A 20,735-nucleotide genomic window follows, 5' to 3' on the forward strand; every position below is an offset into this window, starting at 1 on the left:
CCTTCAGACGTGCGCCGCAGGGCAATCCTTGGGCATGCACCCGATTATTTTTTCACGGCGGCAGGTTTTTCACGACGGCGATGATCGTGCCCATCACGGCATTGCGGTCGTGCCGCCGGATTTCCGGGGAATAGAGGCTGGAAATGCTACCGTCGAGGAAGAGCGCGTCGCGGCAGCCGAGCCGGTCGCGGAAGAGCGTGGCGAAATCGAAAAAGCGCACAGGATCGTTCGACAGGACGAAGGCGACGCGCCCGTCCGGCAGGATGCCGACGCCGTTGCGGATCTGGAGGCTCGTGCCGTCCGGCAGGAAGCGCGGGTGGATCTTCCCGTCGATCACCAGCATCGGCCCCGACTGCGTCGCCTCGCGCGGCGCGATCCCCGCGCCCGCAAAGGCCTCCGTCTCCATCACGCCCGCCTTGCCGCCGTCCACCCAGAAGACGCCGTTCGGCTTCAGGAAGAAATTGCCGAAGGCATCGCCGCGATTGAGCGCCCCGGTCTCATGGCCCTGCTCCACCAGCAAACCCACCGGCCCGTAGTCCGGATGGTACATGCCGCCGTTCATGGCGAAGCTCATATATTCCCGGTTGCGCAGAAGATGCGTGTTGAGCCGGTCATACGTCGCCCCGCTCCCGCCCAGCGCCGCCGCCCCGAAGAGCCGGATCGTATCCGTCGCCGGGTCGAAGGTGCAGACGGTGTAGCGGGCGGACTGATGCACCGCCTCGGCGCATTTCGGCGGTTCGGCCATGGCTGGCTCCCGGAAGGCAAACGCGGCAACGAGAAGGGTGAAGATCGGAAAGAAGCGCATATCGCACAGGATCATAAGCCAATGCGGCAAAACTAGTGGAAGCCCGGAAAAGGTCAAAGCGACAGCGCGGCCATATGGAACCGCAATTGCGCCGCCTCGTAGCGATAGCCGGCGCCGACGGGACAGGCGGCGCGGGCGAGACAGCCGGCGGCCATGCAGCCGGCATTCCCTTCCGGCGTGCGCAGATGGGCGCGGCAGGCGGATACGTCGAAGGCATCCGGCCGAACGGCGCCGACGGGACAGACGGTGAGGCAGGGCTTGTCCGGACAGATGTCGCAGGGATGCGGCGCGTGCGATGCCGGCTCCGCCTCGATAGGCTCGGCAAAGCCCAGAGCGCCGCGATAGCCGTGCCAGAGGCCGTAGACGGGGTGGATGAGGATGCCGAGCGGCGAGGCCTTCAGGCCTTCCGCGCGCATCGCCCAGCGCTGGAAGGGTTGCCATGGAGGATCCGAGGGGAACCAGACGGCCGCGCCCGCCGCCGCCGCCACGGGGCGAAGCACCGCCTTCGACCAGGCATCGAGCGGGTCGCTGCCGCCCCGGTCGGGCAGGCCCTCGCGCCAGCGCGAAAAGGCCGGCCACAGGGAACTGCCGATATTGCCGACGAGCGCGATGCCGGCGGCGGGGCGACCGTCGGCAAGCGCCGGGGCGGCCTCGCCGCCTGCGAAATCGACGGTGCCGCGCAAAAAAAGACCGTGCGGCGCGAGCGCCGCACGGATGGCTTCGAGATCGGGGCGAGACGGCCTCACCGGGTCACGTCTCCCTTGAGTTCGTAGTGGGGGCGCCAGACTTCCTTCTGGATCATGTCCGCCACCCGCACCGCTCCGCCTTGCTCCCTGGCGCGGTCGGGACCCTTTCAGGTGAACGCGTCGGGCATCGATTCCTTGCGCTTGGCGACATAGTCCTTGAGCGCGTCGTCGATGGCCGGGTCGAGATAGGGCGCCTCGTAGCTCTCCAGCCAGGTGCGGCAGAGCGCATTGGCGCGTTCCTCGATGCGCTTCTGGCCTTCGATCTCCCACTGCTCGAACGAGTTGTTGTCGGCGAGCGGCGAGCGGTAGAACGCCGTCTGGAAGTTGGCCTGGGTATGGGCGCAGCCGAGATAGTGGCTGCCCGGGCCGACCTCGCGGATGGCGTCGAGCGCCTGCGCGGTCTCCGAAAGGTCGATGCCCTCGGCGAACTTCTGCTGCATGCCGAGCTGGTCCTGGTCGATCATGAACTTCTCGTAGGAGGCGACGAGGCCGCCTTCGAGCCAGCCGGCCGCGTGCAGCACGAAATTCGTGCCGGCAAGCAGCGTCATGTTCAGCGTGTTGGCCGATTCATGGGCGGCCTGCGCATCCGGGACCTTCGAGCCGCACAGCGAGCCGCCGGTACGGAACGGCAGGCCGAGACGGCGGGCGAGCTGCGCCGCGCCGTAGGAGACGAGCGAGGGTTCGGGCGAGCCGAAGGTCGGCGCGCCCGACTGCATGGAGATCGAGGCGGCGAAGGTGCCGAACAGCACCGGCGCACCCTTGCGGATGAGCTGGGTGAAGGAGGCGCCGGCGAGAACCTCGGCGAGGATCTGCGTCAGCGTGCCGGCGACGGTGACCGGGCTCATGGCGCCCGACAGGATGAACGGTGAGACGACGCAGGCCTGGTTGTGGCGGGCATAGACCTTCAGCGCGCCCACCATGGTCTCGTCGAAGACCATCGGCGAGTTGGCGTTGATGAGGTTGAGCGTGACCGTGTTCTTCTCGACGAAATCCTCGCCGAAGACGAGCTTGGCCATGGCGATCGTGTCTTCGGCGCGCTCCGGCGCGGTGACCGAGCCCATGAACGGCTTGTCGGAATATTTGATGTGCGTGTAGACCATGTCCAGGTGACGCTTGTTCACCGGAACGTCCACCGGCTCGCAGACCGTGCCGCCCGAGGAATGCATGGACGGCGCCATGTAGGCGAGCTTCACGAAGTTGCGGAAGTCCTCGATGGTCGCATAGCGGCGGTTGCCCTCGAGGTCGCGCACGAAGGGCGGGCCGTAAACGGGCGCGAAGACGGTGGCCTTGCCGCCGATATGGGCGTTGCGCTCGGCGTTGCGGGCATGCCAGGTGAAGTCGGACGGCGCGGTCTTCAGCAGTTCGCGGCAGAGGCCCTTGGGGAAGTGCACGCGCTCGCCCTTGACGTCGGCGCCGGCCTCCTTCCAGAGCTGCAGCGCTTCCGGATCGTCGCGGAATTCGATGCCGATCTCTTCCAGCACCCGGTCGGCATTGCGCTCGATCAGCGTCAGGCCTTCCTCGTCGAGAACCTCGTATTCCCTGATCTTGCGGGTAATGTAGGGCAGCGACGGGCCGGGACCGCCCCCCGTACGCGATGCGCGGCGCGCAGCCGCACCCCGCCCCTCACGCGAACGGCGACCGCCGCCCTCGCTTGCCGCCTGCTGAATGTCCTCGGTCATGATCCGTCTTCCTTGTCGTTCGTGCGCCGGAACGCGCCACTCGTCCTATGCTAGCAAGCCGTCGGGGCGGGGCGGTTCTCAATGCGCCAAGCGGTGGCGCACGCTGGATACCTTCCCGGCCGCAAAACCATAGCGGGCCGGCCCATGCAAATGTAGCGCCATTGCTTTGTTTGGACTGTCAATTCACGGCTTTCGGCGTTATGGATGAAACAAGCGCCGGGCTGGTCGCTTTTTGCTGTATGCGACGTCGTTTTCAACACCGGGTTCGCACCGCAGGAAAGCTATTCCTGTTGACGGAGCTTGCCAATGGCACGCGCAATGGAGACGAGGAAACCCACCATGTCTGACGACGAAATCATTCTCGCCGATCTCTCCGACGAAGAACTCGTGCAGCAGATGCACGACGACCTCTACGACGGCCTCAAGGAAGAGATCGAAGAGGGCACCAATATCCTGCTCGAGCGCGGCTGGGCCCCCTACAACATCCTTACCGAAGCCCTCGTCGAAGGCATGCGCATCGTCGGCATCGACTTCCGTGACGGCATCCTCTTCGTTCCGGAAGTGCTGCTTTCGGCCAACGCGATGAAGGCCGGCATGCATATCCTGCGTCCGCTGCTCGCCGCCACCGGCGCGCCGAAGCAGGGCAAGATGGTCATCGGCACCGTCAAGGGCGACATCCACGACATCGGCAAGAACCTCGTCGGCATGATGATGGAAGGCGCCGGCTTCGACGTCATCGACCTCGGCATCAACAACCCGGTCGAGAACTACCTCGAAGCCATCGAGCGCGAGCAGCCCGACATCCTCGGCATGTCCGCCCTGCTGACGACCACCATGCCCTACATGAAGGTCGTCATCGACACGATGAAGGAAAAGGGCCTGCGCGACGACTACGTCGTTCTCGTCGGCGGCGCGCCGCTGAACGAGGAATTCGGCAAGGCCGTCGGCGCCGACGCCTACTGCCGCGACGCGGCCGTGGCCGTCGAAACCGCCAAGGAATTCATGAAGCGCAAGCACAACATGCTTGCCGGCTGACAGGAAATTCGACGGCGCCGGTCTTGAACCGGCGCCGTCCGTTCACGACCTTTAGTTTGCGGCACGTTCGACACTGCGGCCCGCGTCCTGCGTCGCATCGACGGCATTGGCCGTATCCCGACCGATTCCGCGAATGGTGTTTCCGCAGGCGCTGAGCGCCAGAAGCGCCGCGAGAACGATGCTGATCCTGGTCAGGTTTGTCCCAGTCATGGTCGGAGTCCCTCTTGATGGATGTGGTTGACGCAGAACTTCGGCTCGGAAGTCCGAGCGAAGAACGCACGAAAGCGGAAAAAGTTCGAATCATCGCCTGCGGGGCGATTGCCCGGGAGGTGCTCGCCATCCGCCAGGCCAACGGGCTCGACCATATCGACCTCGTCTGTCTTCCCGCCATCTGGCACGCCCACCCGCAGAAGATCGCGCCCGGCGTCGAGCAGGCGATCGCCGAGGCGCGCGCGGAAGGCTTTTCGCGCATCTTCGTCGGCTATGCCGATTGCGGCACCGGGGGCCTCCTCGACAAGGTCTGCGAGCGCGAAGGCGTCGAGCGCATCGCCGGGCCGCACTGTTATTCCTTCTTCGTCGGCAACGATGCGTTCGCGGCGAAGGACGACGACGTGACCTCCTTCTTCCTCACGGATTTCCTCGCCCGCCAGTTCCGCGGCTTTGTCATCGAGCCGCTCGGCCTCGACCGCTATCCGCAACTGAAGGAGATGTATTTCGGCAACTACGAAAAGCTCGTCTACCTCTCGCAGGTCGAGGACGAGGCCTTGCAGCAGAAGGCGAAGGAAGCCGCCGACTATCTCGGCCTCACCTACGAATACCGCTTCACCGGCTACGGCGACCTGACGGGCGAATTGCTGAAGGCACGTTGACGCCCAGAACTAACCAATCGTTAGCGTTGCCCGAGAAATCCGCCATCCCGGTTACGGCTTCCTAAGCCCTCGTCGCGATGATGCGCGCCAAGGTTTGGCGGGGCGCACATATGACGGATATCGAAGCACGGACGGAAACGGTGGCCATCCTCATCCAGCCCGGTCCCAATCCCGAAATCGTCGTCAATGCCGTCAAGGCCGCGTTCGCGAACCTCGTGGTCATCGAGGAGCAGGCCGAATCGAAAAAACGCTTCATCCGCAGGCGGGCGAGAAAACTCGGCTGGGTGCAGGCGCTCGGCCAGCTCGCCACCATGGTCGCCTCGAAATACGGCAAGCGCTTCACGACGAAGCGCGCCGGCGAGATCCTTGAGGAGTTCGGCGCACGTCCCGACAGGGACCCGGCAATCCGCCGCATCGCCGTCCCCTCCGCCAACAGCCCGGATTTCCTCGCGGCAATTGCCGAGATCCGCCCGGCGGCGCTGCTTCTCGTCAGCACGCGCATGCTGACGGCCGGAACGCTGGGCGCCATCCCCTGCCCCGTCCTCAACCTCCATGCCGGCATCACTCCGCAATATCGCGGCCTGCAGGGCGGATACTGGTCGCGCGCCATGGGCGACGAGGAGAATTTCGGCACGACCGTGCACCTCGTCGACGCGGGCGTCGATACCGGCGGCATCCTCCGGCAGGTGCGGCTCAAGCCTTCCAAACGCGACACGATGCACACCTATCCGCTGCTCCAGACCGCCGCGGCCACCGGCATCGTCGTCGAGGCCCTGCGCGATGCCGTCGCGGGCGACCTCAAGCCGTTGAAAATAGCCGGGCCCTCGCGGCAATGGTATCATCCGCCGATCTGGACCTGGCTCTGGAACGGCGTGACCCGCGGCATCTGGTAAATCGCAAGGCCGGAAAATCCCGCGTCGTTTTTGAGCATGGGGCAGTCGTGGCGAGTGAAGCCCGGAACGCGGCCACACAGCATTGTCAGCGCTAAAGCAATTCTCGGAAAAGTGCTCCACGGTTTCCGCCCGGAATTGCGAAGAGAGGAAGAGCGTTCCAGCGAAACGCTCCCGGAGAATTTTCGACATGGCAGACCGCATCATCGTCTACTGGCGCGACATCCCCGCCCAGGTCATCATCAAGAAGGGCCGCACGAGCGCCAAGCGGGAACTGTCGCTGCGCTTCACCGAGGCGATCGACATGTGCGCCATGCGCACCGGCGCGGCGGAGACGGACGACTACCTCGCCGAATGGCGCAAGGCCGATCCGGTGCCGGTTTCCGACGACCTGGAGGCGGAAGCCGACACGGCCGCCGCCGAACTGGAAGCGGCCTACGACCGCGAACGCCTCGTCGCCCTCGTCAAGGCCGGAGGCCGCGACAATGGCTGACGCCGTCCAGAAACCGGGCAATGCCGCCCCCGCCAAGAAGGCCGCCACCGGCGCCTTCACGCCGGCGGGCGTGTCGCCGAACCGCCGCTCGCGCCACAAATACACGGTGCGCCTGTGGGCCGTGCGCCATTCGCGCTTCTTCGAGTGGTTCTACCACCGCTTCGCGCAGGTCTTCCTGCTGCTGCATCCCGTCTGGAAGCTCTTCGGCTACCAGCGCGTGGAGCGGCCGATAACCTTCGTCGAGCGGCATGTGAAGGGCTTTCTCTTCGACTGTCGCATGTGCGGCCAGTGCGCGCTGTCGTCCACGGGCATGTCCTGCCCGATGAACTGTCCCAAGCAGTTGCGCAACGGCCCGTGCGGCGGCGTGCGCGCCAACGGCAATTGCGAGGTGGAGCCGGACATGCCCTGCGTGTGGGTCCAGGCCTGGAAGGGCTCGCAGAACATGGTGAGGGGAAATGCCATCATGAACGTGCAGAAGCCGGTGAACCAGTCGCTGCGCGAAACCTCCTCCTGGCTGCGCGTGACGGCGGAAGCCGCCGCGGCCCGCGAAGCTGCCGCCGCTGCCGGAAAGGACGCCTGATCCATGGCGCATATCGACGAAAATCCGCTCGGCGCCCACCTGCCGCTCGATCCCCTGCCCGGCCATTCCTCGCTGGGCCGCCTTGAACGCGTGCTGCGCCGCGGCGAATTCGCCGTGACGACCGAGCTCAACCCGCCCGACAGCGCAAACCCGGAAGACGTCTACGAGCGCGCCGCGATCTTCGACGGCTGGGTGGACGGCATCAACGCTGTCGACGCCTCGGGCGCCAACTGCCACATGTCCTCCGTCGGCATCTGCGCGCTGCTCACCCGCATGGGCTACGCGCCGATCATGCAGATCGCCTGCCGCGACAAGAACCGCATCGCCATCCAGGGCGACGTGCTGGGCGGGGCGGCCATGGGCGTGTGCAACATCATGTGCCTGACCGGCGACGGCGTGCAGGCCGGCGACCAGCCGGGCGCAAAGCCGGTCTTTGACCTCGACTGCATGTCGCTGCTGGAAACCGTGCGCATCATGCGCGACAACGGAAAATTCCTCTCCGGCCGCAAGCTGACGACGCCGCCGAAGGTCTTTCTCGGCGCGGCGATCAACCCCTTCGCCCCGCCCTACGACTTCCGCCCCTTCCGCCTCGCCAAGAAGATCGAGGCCGGTGCGCAGTTCGTGCAGAGCCAGTATTGCTTCGACGTGCCGATGTTCCGCGAATACATGAAGAAGGTGCGCGACCTCGGCCTGCACGAGAAATGCTACATCCTCGTCGGCGTCGGCCCGATGGCATCGGCCAAGACCGCCAAGTGGATCCGCTCCAACGTGCCGGGCATCCACATTCCGGATGCGGTCATCAAGCGCCTCGAAGGCGCCGAGGACCAGAAGAAGGAAGGCAAGCAGCTCTGCATCGACATCATCAACGAGGTGAAGGAGATCGAGGGCGTTTCGGGCATCCACGTCATGGCCTACCGGCAGGAGGAATATGTCGCCGAAATCGTCCACGATTCCGGCGTGCTGAAGGGCCGCCGGCCCTGGACGCGCGAGCCGAACCCGGTCGACCAGATGGTCGCCGAACGCATCGAGGCCGCTCGCAGCGGCCAGGAACAGGACCAGCAGCAGATGGCGGAGAAAGCCGCCAGCCAGCCCCATTGACCGCGGGCCGGGCAGCAGCCGGTCTCGCAAGCTTGTAACACGGAAAATCGCGCGCTAGACCAGACAGAGCGCCCTGCCCCAGAGGACCCTATATGACACGCACCATCGTCGCCTCGGCCACCCGCGAAATCATCATCGGTTTCGACCAGCCCTTCTGCGTCATCGGCGAACGCATCAACCCGACCGGCCGCAAGAAGCTGGCCGCCGAGATGCAGGCCGGCAATTTCGAGACCGTCATCAAGGATGCGCTGGAGCAGGTCGCCGCCGGCGCCACGATGCTCGACATCAATGCGGGCGTCACCTCCGTCAACCCGAACGAGACGGAACCGGGCCTGCTCGTGCAGACGCTGGAGATCGTCCAGGGCCTCGTCGACATCCCGCTCGCCATCGACTCATCCGTCACCGCCGCCATCGAGGCCGGCCTCAAGGTCGCCAAGGGCCGCCCGCTGGTGAACTCGGTCACGGGCGAGGAAGAAAAGCTCGAAGCAATCCTGCCGCTCGTCAAGAAATACGACGTCCCGGTCGTCGCCATCTCCAACGACGAATCGGGCATCTCGATGGACCCGGACGTGCGCTTCGCCGTCGCCAAGAAGATCGTCGAGCGCGCCATGGACCACGGCATCAAGCCGCACGACATCGTCGTCGATCCGCTCGTCATGCCGATCGGCGCGCTGGGCGATGCCGGCCGCCAGGTCTTCCAGCTTCTCTATCGCCTGCGCAACGAGCTGAAGGTCAACACGACCTGCGGCCTCTCCAACATCTCCTTCGGCCTGCCGCACCGCCACGGCATCAATGCCGGCTTCATCCCGATGGTTATCGGCGCCGGCATGACGAGCGCCATCATGAACCCCTGCCGCCCGCAGGAAATGGAAGCCGTGCGCGCCGCCAACGTCCTCAACGGCACGGACCCGAACTGCACCAACTGGATCATGACCTACCGCGACCACAAGCCCGCCGAAGCCGGCGCGACGGCCTCTGCCGCCGCAGCCCCGGCCGCCGGCGGCGGCCGCCGCGGCGGCCGCGCCGCGCGCGCCGGCGGCGGCGCGCGGGCGGAGTAAGGATACACCAGCGGCTCACCCCCCTCTGCCCTACCGGGCATCTCCCCCGCAAGGGGGGAGATTGGATGGGGCGCCGTTTCGCCTATCTACAGCGTTGCTGATCGCATGAGGCTTCTGCATCTTGCCGATCTCCCCCCTTGAGGGGGAGATGCCCGGCAGGGCAGAGGGGGGTAGAGCCGGAAAGACAAATGCTGGCGGCAGGATGATGCCGGCAGCCGACAAACCACCGATCACCTTGCGCCCGCCCCGCAAGGTGATCTTTTCATGTCGGGAATTGGCCAGTCCGGGGCCGGTTTCCGGCGCAGTATGGCGGCAGCGTCATCATGGCGGAGTAGGCACAATGCGTTTCGACGGCACAGCAGGGACTGAGAACACCATGAGCGAAACCGCAAGCAAGGATCCCCTCGTCCTCTTCATGCCCTCCGGCAAGCGCGGCCGCTTCCCCATCGGCACGCCCGTCCTCGAAGCCGCGCGAAAGCTCGGCGTCTATGTCGAGAGCGTGTGCGGCGGGCGCGCCACCTGCGGGCGCTGTCAGATCGAGGTGCAGGAAGGCAACTTCGCCAAGCACAAGATCGTCTCCTCGCTCGAGCACATCTCGGAGAAGGGCCCGAAGGAGGAGCGCTACGAGAAGGTCCGCGGCCTGCCGGAAGGCCGGCGCCTCTCCTGCTCCGCCCTCATCCTCGGCGACCTCGTCGTCGACGTGCCGCAGGACACCGTCATCAATGCGCAGGTCGTGCGCAAGGCCGCGACCGACCGCGTCATCGAGCGCAACGCCGCCGTCCAGCTCTGCTATGTCGAGGTGGACGAGCCCGACATGCACAAGCCGCTCGGCGACCTCGACCGGCTGAAAGCCATGCTGGAGAAGGACTGGGGCTGGAAGGACCTGCTCATCGCCCCGCACCTCATCCCGCAGGCGCAGTCGATCCTGCGCAAGGGCAACTGGGGCGTCACCGCCGCCATCCACCGCGACATGGACTCCTCTCGCCCCTTCATCGTCGGCCTCTGGCCGGGCCTCAAGAACGAGGCCTATGGCATTGCCTGCGACATCGGCTCGACGACGATTGCCATGCACCTCGTCTCGCTGCTTTCGGGCCGCATCGTCGGCTCCTCGGGCACGTCGAACCCGCAGATCCGCTTCGGCGAGGACCTGATGAGCCGCGTTTCCTACGTCATGATGAACCCGGACGGAAGGGAAGCCATGACCAAGGCCGTGCGCGAGGCCGTCAACGGCCTCATCGGCAAGGTCTGCGGGGAAGGCGAGGTCGACCGGCACGACATCCTCGACATGGTGTTCGTCGCCAACCCCATCATGCACCACCTCTTCCTCGGCATCGACCCGACGGAACTCGGCCAGGCGCCCTTCGCGCTCGCCGTCTCCGGCGCGCTGCAATACTGGGCGCACGAGCTCGACATCGAGGTGAACCGCGGCGCGCGGCTCTACACGCTGCCCTGCATCGCCGGCCATGTCGGCGCGGACGCGGCGGGCGCGACCCTCGCCGAAGGCCCCTACCGGCAGGACCGCATGATGCTGCTGGTCGACGTCGGCACCAACGCGGAGATCGTGCTGGGCAACAGGAACCGCATCGTCGCCGCTTCCTCGCCGACGGGCCCCGCCTTCGAGGGTGCGGAAATCTCCTCCGGCCAGCGCGCCGCCCCCGGCGCCATCGAGCGCGTGCGCATCGACCCCGTCACGCTGGAGCCGCGCTTCCGCGTCATCGGCGTGGAGAAATGGTCGGACGAAGAGGGCTTTGCCGAACAGGCGGCGAGCGTTGGCGTCACCGGCATCTGCGGCTCGGCGATCATCGAGGTCGTCGCGGAAATGTACCTTGCCGGCATCATCTCCGAGGATGGCGTGGTCGACGGTTCCATGGCGGAGAAGAGCCCGCGCATCCTCCAGACCGGCCGCACCTATTCCTACCTGCTGCACGACGGCGAGCCGCGCATCACGGTCACGCAGAATGACATCCGCGCCATCCAGCTTGCGAAATCCGCGCTCTATGCCGGCATCAAGCTGCTGATGGAAAAGCAGGGCGTCGAGCATGTCGACACGATCCGCTTCGCCGGCGCCTTCGGCTCCTTCATCGATCCGAAATACGCCATGGTCCTCGGCCTCATCCCGGACTGCAACCTCGACGAGGTGAAGGCGGTGGGGAACGCCGCCGGCACGGGCGCGCTGATGGCGCTCCTCAACCGCGACCATCGCCGCGAGATCGAAAGCACCGTCGCCCGCATCGAGAAGATCGAGACCGCGCTGGAGCCGCATTTCCAGCAGCTCTTCGTCAACGCCATGGCAATGCCGAACAAGGTGGACGCCTTCCCCGAGCTCGCCAAGGTGGTGGCGCTGCCTGAGCGCAAGGTGCTCTCGGATGACGGCGGCGGCGAAGGCGGCGGGCGCCGGAGGAGGAGAAGCCGGGAGTAGGGCTGCCGACAACCTCCCGCCATGAAGACCCTCTCTGCCTGCCGGCATCTCCCCCACAAGGGGGGAGAAAGGCTGGCAGCATACTTTTCCCGAAAATTTTCCGCCGAGGATGCCGCAATGTAAGTCCCTCCCCCTTGTGGGGAGGGATTTAGGGAGGGGTCTTCAAGCGCGCCCTCAGCAAGCCACCTGCAGCATATCCATCGGATGCCGCTCCATGCGGGCGAAGGCGGTGCGGATCTCCTCGGCGACGGCTAGGGCCGGCGCTTCGGCTTCCTCGTTGACGACGAGGCCGATGAGGTAGTGGCCGAGAGCCGGCAGGCCGTCCTTCTCGCCCAGCGCCACCATGTCGTCGCCGACGAGGAAGCGGGCAAGCGGGGCGACGGCGAGGTCGGCGCGGATGGCGGCGCGCTGGCCCATATGATGGGCGCAGAAATAGGCGACGCGGAATTCACGCCGCGAGCGGCTGAGCTCCTCCAGTGCCCGGGCACGCCAGATGCAGCCCTCCTCCCAGACCGAGACCGGCAGCGGGTTCTTCAAGTGCGCCGTGCCGCATTTCTTGCCGGCCCAGACGAGCTGTTCCTTGAGCAGGATCTCGCCCGGAACGGGGATCGTGCCGTCGGTGGCGTTGAAGATCGCAAGGTCGAGCCGCCGTTCGGCAACGGCGCGGCGCAGGTTCGCGCTGCTCTCGATGGAGACGTTGACCGCGATCGACGGATAGGTCTCGGCAAAACGCTTGAGCACTTCCGGCAGGATGAGCTCGCCGACGTCATCCGGCGCGCCGAGCCGCACCACGCCGTTCATTTCCGGCGTCATGAAGCGCGACACCGCCTCGTTGCTGAGCGCGATCAGCCGGCGCGCATAGGAAAGCAGCACCTCGCCGTGATGGGTCAGCACCACCGAGCGGGCATCCCGGCGGAAGAGCGAACAGCTCAGCAGTTCCTCCAGCTTCTTGATCTGCATGGAGACGGCCGAGGGCGTGCGGTGCACGGTCTCGGCGGCCGTCGTGAAGTTGCCGGTCTCGGCAATCGCCACGAAGGTTTTGAGGATATCGAGCTCCAGCAGGGGGAGCGTCTGGCGCATCAGCAGGTTCATGGCTGCCTCCATGGATCAGAAAATCTGAAGCAAACTGTCACTTCATTTCGTTTGATTGAAAACTGCGATGGGAGGATAGTCAACCTGCAAAACAGACGAACGTGAGGAAAACGCCATGAAAACGCAAAAATCGTTGCCGGGCGACGTGGATCTCGCCGTTCTGGCCCGCGGAAACGGATTCTACTACGCAATACGGCGCTTCGTGGGCGAGGCGCTCGAAGCCCGCCACCGGCGCAATGTCGCCCGGCATACGGCGGAAGAGCTTTCCCGCCTGCCGGACTACCTCAAGCAGGACATCGACTGGCCCGCCATCGGAAGACATGAAGAACGCTGATCATTTCAATCAAATATATTCGTTTGATTGATGCATTAGGTTGCGGCACAGTCACGCTCAAGGTCGCGACCTTTCGATACCTCCCAAGCTCGAAAGGACCCTCAAATGGCAATTGCATTGCACCACAGCCCGGTCCGGCGCTCCGCCGGCCTTACCACCCTCGTGCGGGAAACCGTCGCACGGATCGTCTCGGCATGGCAGCGCCGGCGCGCCGAGCGCGAACTTGAAGGCATGCCCTTCGATCTGCGCAAGGACATCGGCTTCCGCTCGCGGGAAAAGTCGGCACGATGATGGACGACGACCCCGGCACAACGCCGAACGAAGACGACGCCAGATACCGCCGGACCTGACTAACGTCACTCCGGCGGTTTCGTTTTCAGGGGCGCAGGATCGGCACCTGCGGCGCCGTCGCCTCCGGCAGCACGCCGAGGAGGCGCGGATCGTCGAAGACCTCTACCTGCCGCTTGACCGGCACGAAGCCCGAGCGGATGTAGAAGCCGAGCGCCTGCGGCGAATCCAGCGTGCAGGTATGCACCCAGAAGCGCCCGACCGGCGCGTGCTCCTTCTGCGACCAGACGCGGTCGACCGCCCGGTTCATCAGCCAGCGCCCCGTGCCCCCGCCGATCATCGCCTGCGTCAGGCCGAAGAAGGCGAGTTCGCAGGCCCCCTCCTCGCGGAAATCGAGCTCCAGCAATCCTTCCGCCTGCCCCGCCTTCATCACGGCATGGACTTCGATCTGCGGATGTTCGAGGATACCGGCAAGCGCGCTTTCCTCCATGGCGAGCCGCGAGGCCCACAGCCAGTCCGCGCCGATGCGCCGGTAGAGGTCGCGATACCACGCGACGTCGGGCTTTACCGCGCGCTCCAGCGTGATGCCGGGCTGCCCGGGATCGGCGCGCCGTTCCGGCGGCGCCCGCATTTCGAGGCAGGTCACCACCGCCGCGAGCTTGCCCGCCGGCACGTCCGTATATCCATCCGGCAACATCGTCCGATCCCTCTTTGAAACCCTGCCGCCTTGTCGCCGGGCGCGGAGCCTTTGTCAAACTCCCGGGATGGATGCCGCCCACCTGTCGCAATCGGGCGATGCGGGCGGCAAGGTCGCAAATCTACAAGCCGGAGGCCGCCACCGCAATTCCGCCGCAACTTACTGGCATTCCGGCGATAGAGGGTATGTCTCAGTCGTATCCATCCTTGTGGACGTCGCAAAAATGCTAGCGCGGCCGCCACCACGCCTGCGACGATTGCGACATCGCCTCCCCAGCATGGATAGTCCGATGAACAAGCAAGACGTCAAGAAGCGCTCTCTGGTTTTCTTCCTGGTGCCCAACTTCTCCATGCTGCCCTTTTCGGCGGCGATCGAGACGCTGCGCATCGCCAACCGCATGCTCGGCTACGAGGCCTATACCTGGCGCCTCGCCTCGACGGACGGCCAGCAGGTGCTCTCCTCCAGCGGCATCGGCATCGAGGTGAATTCCTCGCTCGCCGACGAGCGCAAGCATCTGGGCGGCGAGAACCGCCCCTCCATGGTGCTGGTCTGTTCCGGCATCTATGTGGAGGATTTCTCCAACAAGTCGGTCAACGCCTGGCTGCGCGAGGTCTATAACCGCGGCATCGCCGTCGGCTCGCTCTGTACGGGCGCCCATGTGCTCGCCCAGGCGGGCCTGCTCTCGGGCAAGCGCTGCGCCATCCACTGGGAGAACCTGCCGGGCTTTGCCGAGGCCTTCCCGCAGGTCGACGTCTATGCCGACCTCTACGAGATCGACAGCAACATCTATACCTGCGCCGGCGGCACCGCCTCGCTCGACATGATGCTGAACCTGATCGACCAGGATTTCGGCGAAAACCTCGTCAATCGGGTCTGCGAGCAGGCGCTGACGGACCGTGTCCGCGGACCGCACGACCGCCAGCGCCTGCCGCTGCGCGCCCGCCTCGGCGTGCAGAACGCCAAGGTGCTGTCGATCATCGAACTGATGGAGAAGAACCTCGCCGAGCCGCTGTCGCTGCTGGAGATCGCCGACAGCGCCGATCTTTCGCGCCGCCAGATCGAGCGCCTGTTCCGCCAGGAGATGGGCCGCTCGCCCGCCCGCTACTATCTGGAAATCCGGCTCGACCGTGCCCGTCACCTTCTCGTGCAGTCCTCCATGCCGGTGGTGGAGGTGGCGGTCGCCTGCGGCTTCGTCTCCGCCTCGCACTTCTCCAAGTGCTACCGCGAGCTCTACAACCGCTCGCCCCAGCAGGAGCGCGCCGAGCGCAAGCTGACCCTGTCGGCCATCGCGCGCTGAACCATCCTGAAAATCGGACAAGAACCTCCCCCGCTTCGGCGGGGGATCAGCTTGCCAGCGCGTTCATCAGCGAAAGTTCGGAGAAGACGCGGTTCCGGCCGGCATGCTTGGCCATGTAGAGGAACTGGTCGGCGGCGTTGAGGTAGTTGTCGAAGGTCTCGCGTCCGGAAATGGCGGCAAGGCCCACCGAGACGGTGATCGTCAACGGCTCGCCGTCCGCGTCGATCGGCTGGGCGGCCAGCTCCGCCCTCAGCCGGTCGCAATAGTCGGATGCCTCGTCCAGCCCCAGCCCGTTGAAGATGATGCCGAACTCCTCGCCGCCGAGGCGCGCGAGGAGATGCCGGTCGCCGACCCGGTGCCGCAGCCGCCGCGAGACGGCCTTCAGCACCACGTCGCCGACCTCGTGGCCGTAGGTGTCGTTGAGGCGCTTGAAATGGTCGATGTCGAGGATGGCGATGGAGGCAAGCCCCCCGCGCCGCAGCGCCTGCTCGACGATGCGCGGGCCGGTCTCGAAGAAATAACGCCGGTTGTAGATGTCCGTCAGGTAGTCGCGCGCGGCGATGCGGCTCAGCGACTGCACCCGCTTCTGGATCGCGGCGACGCGGAAGATGCGGCTGTTGAACTCTTCCTGGATGAACGGCTTGCGCAGGTAGTCGTCGCCGCCGGCGCGCAGGAAGGGCGCGGCCCTTGCCCGGTCCTCGTCGGTGGAAAGCCCGATGACGCGCACGGCATCCTCGCCGTGCCGCTGGCGGATCTCGCTCAGGAGGTCGAGGCCGTCCATGTCGGAAAGGTCGAGGTCGCAGACGATGAGGTCGATCCCGCCATGGGTATCGAGGATGTCGAGCGCGGCCGCGCCGCTGTCGACGTCGATCACCTGGAAGTGCTGCCGGGTGATGAGGTCGACCTGCATCCGCCGGCATTCCGCGTCGGAATCGACCACGAGCACCTTCGTCTTGCCGCTGGTGAGGATCCGGTCCACCGCAAGCACGAGCTGCTGGATGGCCGCCGGATTGTCCTTCACGACATAGTCGAGCACGTTCTTGGCAAGGATCTGGTCGCGCGTGGCGTCGCTGAACGAGCCGGTGAAGACGAGCGGCGCGATCTGATGGGCGATCACATAGTCGAGCGCCTCGCAATTGGGCGCATCCGGCAGGTTGAGGTCGAGGACGGCCAGTACGAAGTCCGGCATGTCGCCTTCGAGCGTCGCGCGCAGCGCCGCCATGCTGGAACAATGGGTGACGGAAAGGCCGAGCTCCTGCTCGAGGCGATATTTCACGGCCGTGGAAAACATGCGCGAGTCTTCCACGAGCAGCACCTGCTGGCCCGAGTGGCGCAGAAATGCTGTTCCTCGCTGCGGATTTGAATCCACTCCCACGTCCGTCCAGTGCCTTGATGAAGTTCCCGTTTGCAGCATTACAAACCACTGGTTTTACCAAGTGGTTAATCTGCGCGCGAATATCTTACGTTACGTGAAGGACAGAACAGGGTGGATCGCTTTTTCAGCCCGCAAGGCGCAGTTGCGCGGTCCTGATCTGGGTGAGCGTGTCGAGATTCTGGTTCACGCGGCAATAGAATTCCTCGTCGATGAAGGGCCGCATGATGAAGTCGTTGCCGCCGGCCTTGAGGAACCGGGCGGAGAGCAGCCGGTCGGTCGACGAGGAGATGCCGATGATGCGCAGCTGATGCGAGCCGGTCGTGCCGCGGATGCGGCGCGTCAGCTCGAAGCCGTCGATGTCCGGCATGTTGTAGTCGGTGATCATCAGGGCGATGTCCGGGTTCGCCTTGAGGAGCGCCAGCGCGCTCGTTCCGTTCTCCGCCGTGCTCACGCGGAAATTGTAACGTTTCAGGCGCGTGGAAAGCAGCGCCCGCGCCGTCGCGCTGTCGTCGACGATGAGGACGTGGTGCTGGTGGTTGGTCAGGAAGCGGCAGACCGATTCGGCCAGCATGTCGACGGCGAAGATATTGTCCTTGAGGATATAGTCGACGATCTCCTTGGACAGGAGCTGGTCGCGCGTCTTCTGCTGGAAGGTGCCGGTGAAGACGATGGTGGGAATGGAAAGGTCGACGAGATAGTTCAGCGCCTCGCCGTTCTCCGCCCCGGGCAGGTTGATGTTGGAGATGGCGAGCGTGATCTTCTCGGTGGACTTGTCATAGGCCAGTTCCAACTCCTCGAAGCTGCGGCAGATATCCACCTCGATGCCGAAGAGTTCCTTCAGCCGTTTCGAGATCATGGATGTGAAGACGTTGGAGTCCTCGGCAAGAAGAATACGATGCTGCGAAAGAGACGCGCCGGAATACTGCATCCCGGAAATGCCGATAAACGCCATGACATGCCTTCGTAAATGGATGTTCCCCGTCTAAGGGGTAGCTGCAACCCTTTGCGAAAGCGTTAAATTTAGAGAGCATGAAAACGCGGTAGGCAGGATATCTCCCGCCTGACCTTGGACTTTACTTGACGGAGGCCGCCCCGCCTTCGATTTCGACCTCCTCGCCGCCGTTGAGCGCGATGCGGTCGCCGTTGGGAAGCGTGACGAAGCAGCCGGCGGGGCAGATCGTCTGCGTGGCGCCCGGTTCGACGGCGATCTCCATGCGGCTGCCGCCCTCGACGATGACGAGGACCTGCGTGTCGGCGTCCTTGTTGGTCACCGAGGCGGCCATGGCCGGAGCGGCCATCCCTGCCGACACGAGCAGCATCACGATCGTTCGCTTCATCTTTGCCCGGCGCAACCGCCGCCCCTGTTCAAAAGCCCAAGGCAACACTATCGCCCATCGGGCGGATTTGCATGTGTTTTATGCGGGGGCGGCTGAATGCAGCGTGAATGCGGCGTTCATGCGCCGCAAATCGGGCAGGGCGTCACGCGCCCTCCCCGTCCGGCGTATCCTGCGCCGGCTTTCCGCGGCGCCGGGCGGCGGGCTTTACCTTCTCCACCGCCTCGTCGAGGAGCGCGGTGATGAGCCGGGCGCCGTCCGGGGAGATCTTCACCGGCACTTCGGGCGCGGCCGGCCCGCCGATGGCGATCCCCTCCTCACGCAGCTTTTCGAGAATCGCCGTGCGCAGCTCCGACCTGACGCTGCCGCCGTTGAGGATATCGGCGAGGAATGCCCTGATCTCGAAATCCAGCGTGGCGGCGGAAAAGGCGAGGAACACCACCGTCGGCTCGGGATTGCGCAGGAGGCCCTGCTGCGCGCCGACCACCGCGGCAAGGACCGCCTGCACCCGGCGCGGGTCGTTGCCGCCGTGCACGCTGATCGGCACCTCGATGCGGCCGAGCTTGTTGCGGTGCGTCCAGTTGCCGACCTGCCCGTTGATGAGCAGCGAATTGGGCACGATGACCGTCTGGCGCTGGAAGGTCTCGATCTCCGTGGCGCGCACGGAGATGCGGCGCACGAAGCCCTCCGTGGTGCCCGCCACCACCCAGTCGCCCACCTTGAACGGCCGCTCGGCGAGCAGGATGAGGCCGGAAACGAAGTTCGAGACGATGTTCTGCAGGCCGAAACCGATACCGAGCGAGAGGGCGCCGGCAACGAGCGCGAGGCTGGCAAGGTTGATGCCCGCCGCCGATATGCCGACGAGGCCGGCAAGCGCGACGCCGGCATAGCCGACCGCGGTGCGCACGGAGTTGCGCACGCCGGTATCGACCTGGCTGCGCGCCAGCACGTTGCCGTCGAGCCACTTCTGGAACCAGCGCGTGACGACGAGGCCGAAGACGAAGAGCAGGATGCCGACGAGGATGCCGACGAGCGAGATGCTGATGCTGCCGACGCGGATCTCGGTGAAGATGCGATAGGTCCACGATTCGATGTCGGCGACCTGGAAGCCCCATTGCAGGAGGATCAGCGGCACGAAGCAGACGATGATCAGGAGATAGATCGCAAGGCCCGCGGCAAGGCCGATCTGGTCGAGCGCCACCGGGCTGAGGCCGAAGCGCTCCTCCAGCCGCTTGCCGATGGCGGTATCGGCAAAGGCGTTCGTCGCGGAGACGGCGCGGCCGGACAGGAAGCCGATATACATCGTCACCACCGCCGCGCCCGTCACGACGATCTGCGTTGCGACGAAGCGCGCCATGCCGACATAGCCGAGCAGCGCCGACAGGATGAGCCCGAGGCCGATGAGGACCAGCAGCACGAAGACCGAGCGCGGCCAGGGACGGCCCGGCGAATCGGGCGTCTCGCCCTGCCGCAGCACCGGCTTGACAAAGGCGGTGACGAGCAGGAGCAGGCCGATGATGATCGAGGCGAAGAAGCTCTTGACCACCGTCAGCACCACGGGCGAGCCCAGCACCTCGCTGATCGTGCCGAGGAAGTAGTCGGCGCCGTTGACGAGCGCCATGCCGACGATCAGGAGCCACAGCCGCCGGGCGCCCCGGTCGGAAACGCGCACCAGCCGCCAGTGCCCGTCCCCCGGCGACAGCACCGCATTGGCAAGCTGCCCGACGAAATAGATCGCCACCACCATGCCCAGCGCGATGGCGACGAGCGGCGCGATATCGGTGCGCAGCACCTTGAACGCGTCGAGGAAGAAATAGCTGGCCCCGGCAAAGGCCGCCGCCGCGATCGTCGGCAGCACCGTCGACCAGAAGGCGACGGAAAGGCGCGTGATGTAGTTCGGCTTATCCTGCCGCGCCGCGCTGATGTAGGGCGAGAAGAGCCGGTAGCTGCCCGAAAGCAGCACCAGCGCGGCAAGGAGCGACAGAAGCAGCGCGGCGAGCAGCGGCATCCGCTTGAAATTCCAGACGAACTGCAGCCAGGCCGTCACGGTGCGGCCGAAGGTCTGCGTCTCGTTCACCATCGCGCCGGAGGCATTGGCGAAGAGGTCGGCGTTGATCTCCGTGCGCTTCAGGATGGCGTCGGTGAAAAGCCGCCGGCGGATCTCGGTGACCCGGTTGGCAAGCCTGGTCGCCTCGATAGAAAGGTTCTCGGCCTCGCCGGTCAGCGCGTTGATCTGGTTGCGCTCCGCGGCCAGCTTCTTGCGCTCCTCAACCACGACGTCGGCCTCGGCGGGCGCGCCCTCGGGTGGCGGATCGCCGAGCTCGGCCTGCCGCGCCTTGATGGCGTCGAGCCGCGGCCGCATGGCGACGGAGGTCGCCAGGATCGAGCGGTTGAGCGTCTCGGTCTCCACCTTCAGGTCGACAAGGCGGGCGTCGTCGTCCTCGTAGCGCTCGACGCGCTCGCGGATGGCGTTGAGCTGATCGCCCGCCTTCCTGAGGTCGTTGCTCGCCTGTTCGAGCTGCGTTGCGATGTCGTCCGTGGACGCGGCTGCCGTCTGCGCGGCGGCAGGCGCGGCCGCGAAAAGGACGAGCATGAAAAGGATGGAGAGAAGGCGAAAGAGCGGCAACAGGCCATCCTCGGTAAGCA

Annotated in this window: 21 protein-coding genes; 11 read left to right on the forward strand and 10 right to left on the reverse strand. The window is 65.5% G+C overall.

What is annotated here, in order from left to right:
• Positions 1–52 precede the first annotated feature (52 nt).
• The 3 genes from HNQ66_RS00725 to HNQ66_RS00735 all read right to left on the reverse strand — a co-directional run bounded on the left by HNQ66_RS00725 (position 53) and on the right by HNQ66_RS00735 (position 3,230).
• Positions 53–745, reverse strand: a complete 693-nt coding sequence (locus HNQ66_RS00725; protein WP_246434089.1) for a phosphodiester glycosidase family protein — start codon at positions 743–745, stop codon at positions 53–55.
• 113 nt (positions 746–858) lie between these two features.
• Positions 859–1,551, reverse strand: coding sequence for a 4Fe-4S dicluster domain-containing protein (locus HNQ66_RS00730; RefSeq protein WP_184139853.1), 693 nt, complete (start codon positions 1,549–1,551; stop codon positions 859–861).
• Positions 1,552–1,658: 107 nt separating this feature from the next.
• Positions 1,659–3,230: a trimethylamine methyltransferase family protein gene (locus tag HNQ66_RS00735; protein WP_184139855.1), complete on the reverse strand. Its 1,572-nt coding sequence runs from the start codon at positions 3,228–3,230 to the stop codon at positions 1,659–1,661.
• A gap of 339 nt (positions 3,231–3,569) precedes the next feature.
• On the opposite strand from HNQ66_RS00735, the gene HNQ66_RS00740 reads away from it, so the two are divergent.
• Positions 3,570–4,265, forward strand: a complete 696-nt coding sequence (locus HNQ66_RS00740; protein WP_184139857.1) for a corrinoid protein — start codon at positions 3,570–3,572, stop codon at positions 4,263–4,265.
• 51 nt (positions 4,266–4,316) lie between these two features.
• Here the strand turns inward: HNQ66_RS00740 and HNQ66_RS00745 are convergent, their stop codons facing one another.
• Positions 4,317–4,475: an entericidin domain-containing protein gene (locus HNQ66_RS00745; protein WP_184139859.1), complete on the reverse strand. Its 159-nt coding sequence runs from the start codon at positions 4,473–4,475 to the stop codon at positions 4,317–4,319.
• Between the two features lie 17 nt (positions 4,476–4,492).
• Between HNQ66_RS00745 and HNQ66_RS00750 the strand changes: the two genes are divergently transcribed.
• The 7 genes from HNQ66_RS00750 to HNQ66_RS00780 all read left to right on the forward strand — a co-directional run bounded on the left by HNQ66_RS00750 (position 4,493) and on the right by HNQ66_RS00780 (position 11,672).
• Positions 4,493–5,134 carry a DUF1638 domain-containing protein gene (locus HNQ66_RS00750; RefSeq protein ID WP_184139861.1) on the forward strand — a complete coding sequence of 214 codons (642 nt, stop codon included), beginning with the start codon at positions 4,493–4,495 and terminating at the stop codon, positions 5,132–5,134.
• Positions 5,135–5,244: 110 nt separating this feature from the next.
• Positions 5,245–6,027 (forward strand): formyl transferase, encoded by a 783-nt coding sequence (locus HNQ66_RS00755; protein ID WP_184139863.1) that lies wholly within the window; start codon positions 5,245–5,247, stop codon positions 6,025–6,027.
• A gap of 187 nt (positions 6,028–6,214) precedes the next feature.
• Entirely contained in the window at positions 6,215–6,517 is a 303-nt protein-coding gene (locus HNQ66_RS00760; protein ID WP_184139865.1) for a virulence factor, read from the forward strand.
• Entirely contained in the window at positions 6,510–7,097 is a 588-nt protein-coding gene (locus HNQ66_RS00765; RefSeq protein ID WP_184139867.1) for a methylenetetrahydrofolate reductase C-terminal domain-containing protein, read from the forward strand. Before HNQ66_RS00760 ends, HNQ66_RS00765 begins: the two co-directional genes overlap by 8 nt.
• Positions 7,098–7,100: 3 nt before the next feature.
• Positions 7,101–8,195: a methylenetetrahydrofolate reductase gene (locus tag HNQ66_RS00770; RefSeq protein WP_184139869.1), complete on the forward strand. Its 1,095-nt coding sequence runs from the start codon at positions 7,101–7,103 to the stop codon at positions 8,193–8,195.
• Between the two features lie 92 nt (positions 8,196–8,287).
• Entirely contained in the window at positions 8,288–9,253 is a 966-nt protein-coding gene (locus HNQ66_RS00775; RefSeq protein WP_184139871.1) for a methyltetrahydrofolate cobalamin methyltransferase, read from the forward strand.
• A 376-nt stretch (positions 9,254–9,629) separates the two neighbouring features.
• Positions 9,630–11,672 carry an ASKHA domain-containing protein gene (locus HNQ66_RS00780; protein WP_246434090.1) on the forward strand — a complete coding sequence of 681 codons (2,043 nt, stop codon included), beginning with the start codon at positions 9,630–9,632 and terminating at the stop codon, positions 11,670–11,672.
• 174 nt (positions 11,673–11,846) lie between these two features.
• Here HNQ66_RS00780 and HNQ66_RS00785 read toward each other — a convergent pair whose 3' ends face one another.
• Positions 11,847–12,764 (reverse strand): LysR family transcriptional regulator, encoded by a 918-nt coding sequence (locus tag HNQ66_RS00785; RefSeq protein WP_184139874.1) that lies wholly within the window; start codon positions 12,762–12,764, stop codon positions 11,847–11,849.
• Between the two features lie 115 nt (positions 12,765–12,879).
• Between HNQ66_RS00785 and HNQ66_RS00790 the strand changes: the two genes are divergently transcribed.
• Both HNQ66_RS00790 and HNQ66_RS00795 read left to right on the forward strand, forming a co-directional pair.
• Positions 12,880–13,098 (forward strand): hypothetical protein, encoded by a 219-nt coding sequence (locus tag HNQ66_RS00790; RefSeq protein ID WP_184139876.1) that lies wholly within the window; start codon positions 12,880–12,882, stop codon positions 13,096–13,098.
• Positions 13,099–13,203: 105 nt separating this feature from the next.
• Positions 13,204–13,389 carry a hypothetical protein gene (locus HNQ66_RS00795; RefSeq protein ID WP_184139877.1) on the forward strand — a complete coding sequence of 62 codons (186 nt, stop codon included), beginning with the start codon at positions 13,204–13,206 and terminating at the stop codon, positions 13,387–13,389.
• Positions 13,390–13,474: 85 nt separating this feature from the next.
• Here the strand turns inward: HNQ66_RS00795 and HNQ66_RS00800 are convergent, their stop codons facing one another.
• Positions 13,475–14,083: a GNAT family N-acetyltransferase gene (locus tag HNQ66_RS00800; RefSeq protein WP_184139878.1), complete on the reverse strand. Its 609-nt coding sequence runs from the start codon at positions 14,081–14,083 to the stop codon at positions 13,475–13,477.
• A 289-nt stretch (positions 14,084–14,372) separates the two neighbouring features.
• Between HNQ66_RS00800 and HNQ66_RS00805 the strand changes: the two genes are divergently transcribed.
• Complete coding sequence (locus tag HNQ66_RS00805) at positions 14,373–15,380, forward strand: GlxA family transcriptional regulator (RefSeq protein ID WP_184139879.1); 1,008 nt, start codon at positions 14,373–14,375, stop codon at positions 15,378–15,380.
• A 46-nt stretch (positions 15,381–15,426) separates the two neighbouring features.
• Here HNQ66_RS00805 and HNQ66_RS00810 read toward each other — a convergent pair whose 3' ends face one another.
• The 4 genes from HNQ66_RS00810 to HNQ66_RS00825 all read right to left on the reverse strand — a co-directional run bounded on the left by HNQ66_RS00810 (position 15,427) and on the right by HNQ66_RS00825 (position 20,715).
• Positions 15,427–16,671, reverse strand: a complete 1,245-nt coding sequence (locus tag HNQ66_RS00810; protein WP_184139886.1) for a GGDEF domain-containing response regulator — start codon at positions 16,669–16,671, stop codon at positions 15,427–15,429.
• Positions 16,672–16,879: 208 nt separating this feature from the next.
• Positions 16,880–17,707: a response regulator gene (locus tag HNQ66_RS00815; protein ID WP_184139888.1), complete on the reverse strand. Its 828-nt coding sequence runs from the start codon at positions 17,705–17,707 to the stop codon at positions 16,880–16,882.
• A gap of 121 nt (positions 17,708–17,828) precedes the next feature.
• Positions 17,829–18,092 carry a hypothetical protein gene (locus tag HNQ66_RS00820; RefSeq protein ID WP_184139890.1) on the reverse strand — a complete coding sequence of 88 codons (264 nt, stop codon included), beginning with the start codon at positions 18,090–18,092 and terminating at the stop codon, positions 17,829–17,831.
• A gap of 142 nt (positions 18,093–18,234) precedes the next feature.
• Positions 18,235–20,715, reverse strand: a complete 2,481-nt coding sequence (locus tag HNQ66_RS00825) for a mechanosensitive ion channel family protein (RefSeq protein WP_246434091.1) — start codon at positions 20,713–20,715, stop codon at positions 18,235–18,237.
• Positions 20,716–20,735: the final 20 nt, after the last annotated feature.

Origin of the sequence: Shinella fusca (assembly GCF_014203155.1) — a bacterium.
GTDB lineage: Bacteria > Pseudomonadota > Alphaproteobacteria > Rhizobiales > Rhizobiaceae > Shinella > Shinella fusca.

Bases quoted from the DNA above. Each gene is read 5' to 3' on its own strand.
- HNQ66_RS00750 (WP_184139861.1), top strand. From the start codon at position 4,493: ATGGATGTGGTTGACGCAGAACTTCGGCTCGGAAGTCCGAGCGAAGAA.
- HNQ66_RS00755 (WP_184139863.1), top strand. From the start codon at position 5,245: ATGACGGATATCGAAGCACGGACGGAAACGGTGGCCATCCTCATCCAG.
- HNQ66_RS00725 (WP_246434089.1), bottom strand. From the start codon at position 745: ATGGCCGAACCGCCGAAATGCGCCGAGGCGGTGCATCAGTCCGCCCGC.
- HNQ66_RS00805 (WP_184139879.1), top strand. From the start codon at position 14,373: ATGAACAAGCAAGACGTCAAGAAGCGCTCTCTGGTTTTCTTCCTGGTG.
- HNQ66_RS00765 (WP_184139867.1), top strand. From the start codon at position 6,510: ATGGCTGACGCCGTCCAGAAACCGGGCAATGCCGCCCCCGCCAAGAAG.
- HNQ66_RS00815 (WP_184139888.1), bottom strand. From the start codon at position 17,707: ATGGCGTTTATCGGCATTTCCGGGATGCAGTATTCCGGCGCGTCTCTT.
- HNQ66_RS00775 (WP_184139871.1), top strand. From the start codon at position 8,288: ATGACACGCACCATCGTCGCCTCGGCCACCCGCGAAATCATCATCGGT.
- HNQ66_RS00780 (WP_246434090.1), top strand. From the start codon at position 9,630: ATGAGCGAAACCGCAAGCAAGGATCCCCTCGTCCTCTTCATGCCCTCC.
- HNQ66_RS00735 (WP_184139855.1), bottom strand. From the start codon at position 3,230: ATGACCGAGGACATTCAGCAGGCGGCAAGCGAGGGCGGCGGTCGCCGT.
- HNQ66_RS00740 (WP_184139857.1), top strand. From the start codon at position 3,570: ATGTCTGACGACGAAATCATTCTCGCCGATCTCTCCGACGAAGAACTC.
- HNQ66_RS00760 (WP_184139865.1), top strand. From the start codon at position 6,215: ATGGCAGACCGCATCATCGTCTACTGGCGCGACATCCCCGCCCAGGTC.
- HNQ66_RS00800 (WP_184139878.1), bottom strand. From the start codon at position 14,083: ATGTTGCCGGATGGATATACGGACGTGCCGGCGGGCAAGCTCGCGGCG.
- HNQ66_RS00795 (WP_184139877.1), top strand. From the start codon at position 13,204: ATGGCAATTGCATTGCACCACAGCCCGGTCCGGCGCTCCGCCGGCCTT.
- HNQ66_RS00770 (WP_184139869.1), top strand. From the start codon at position 7,101: ATGGCGCATATCGACGAAAATCCGCTCGGCGCCCACCTGCCGCTCGAT.
- HNQ66_RS00810 (WP_184139886.1), bottom strand. From the start codon at position 16,671: ATGTTTTCCACGGCCGTGAAATATCGCCTCGAGCAGGAGCTCGGCCTT.
- HNQ66_RS00820 (WP_184139890.1), bottom strand. From the start codon at position 18,092: ATGAAGCGAACGATCGTGATGCTGCTCGTGTCGGCAGGGATGGCCGCT.
- HNQ66_RS00785 (WP_184139874.1), bottom strand. From the start codon at position 12,764: ATGAACCTGCTGATGCGCCAGACGCTCCCCCTGCTGGAGCTCGATATC.
- HNQ66_RS00745 (WP_184139859.1), bottom strand. From the start codon at position 4,475: ATGACTGGGACAAACCTGACCAGGATCAGCATCGTTCTCGCGGCGCTT.
- HNQ66_RS00790 (WP_184139876.1), top strand. From the start codon at position 12,880: ATGAAAACGCAAAAATCGTTGCCGGGCGACGTGGATCTCGCCGTTCTG.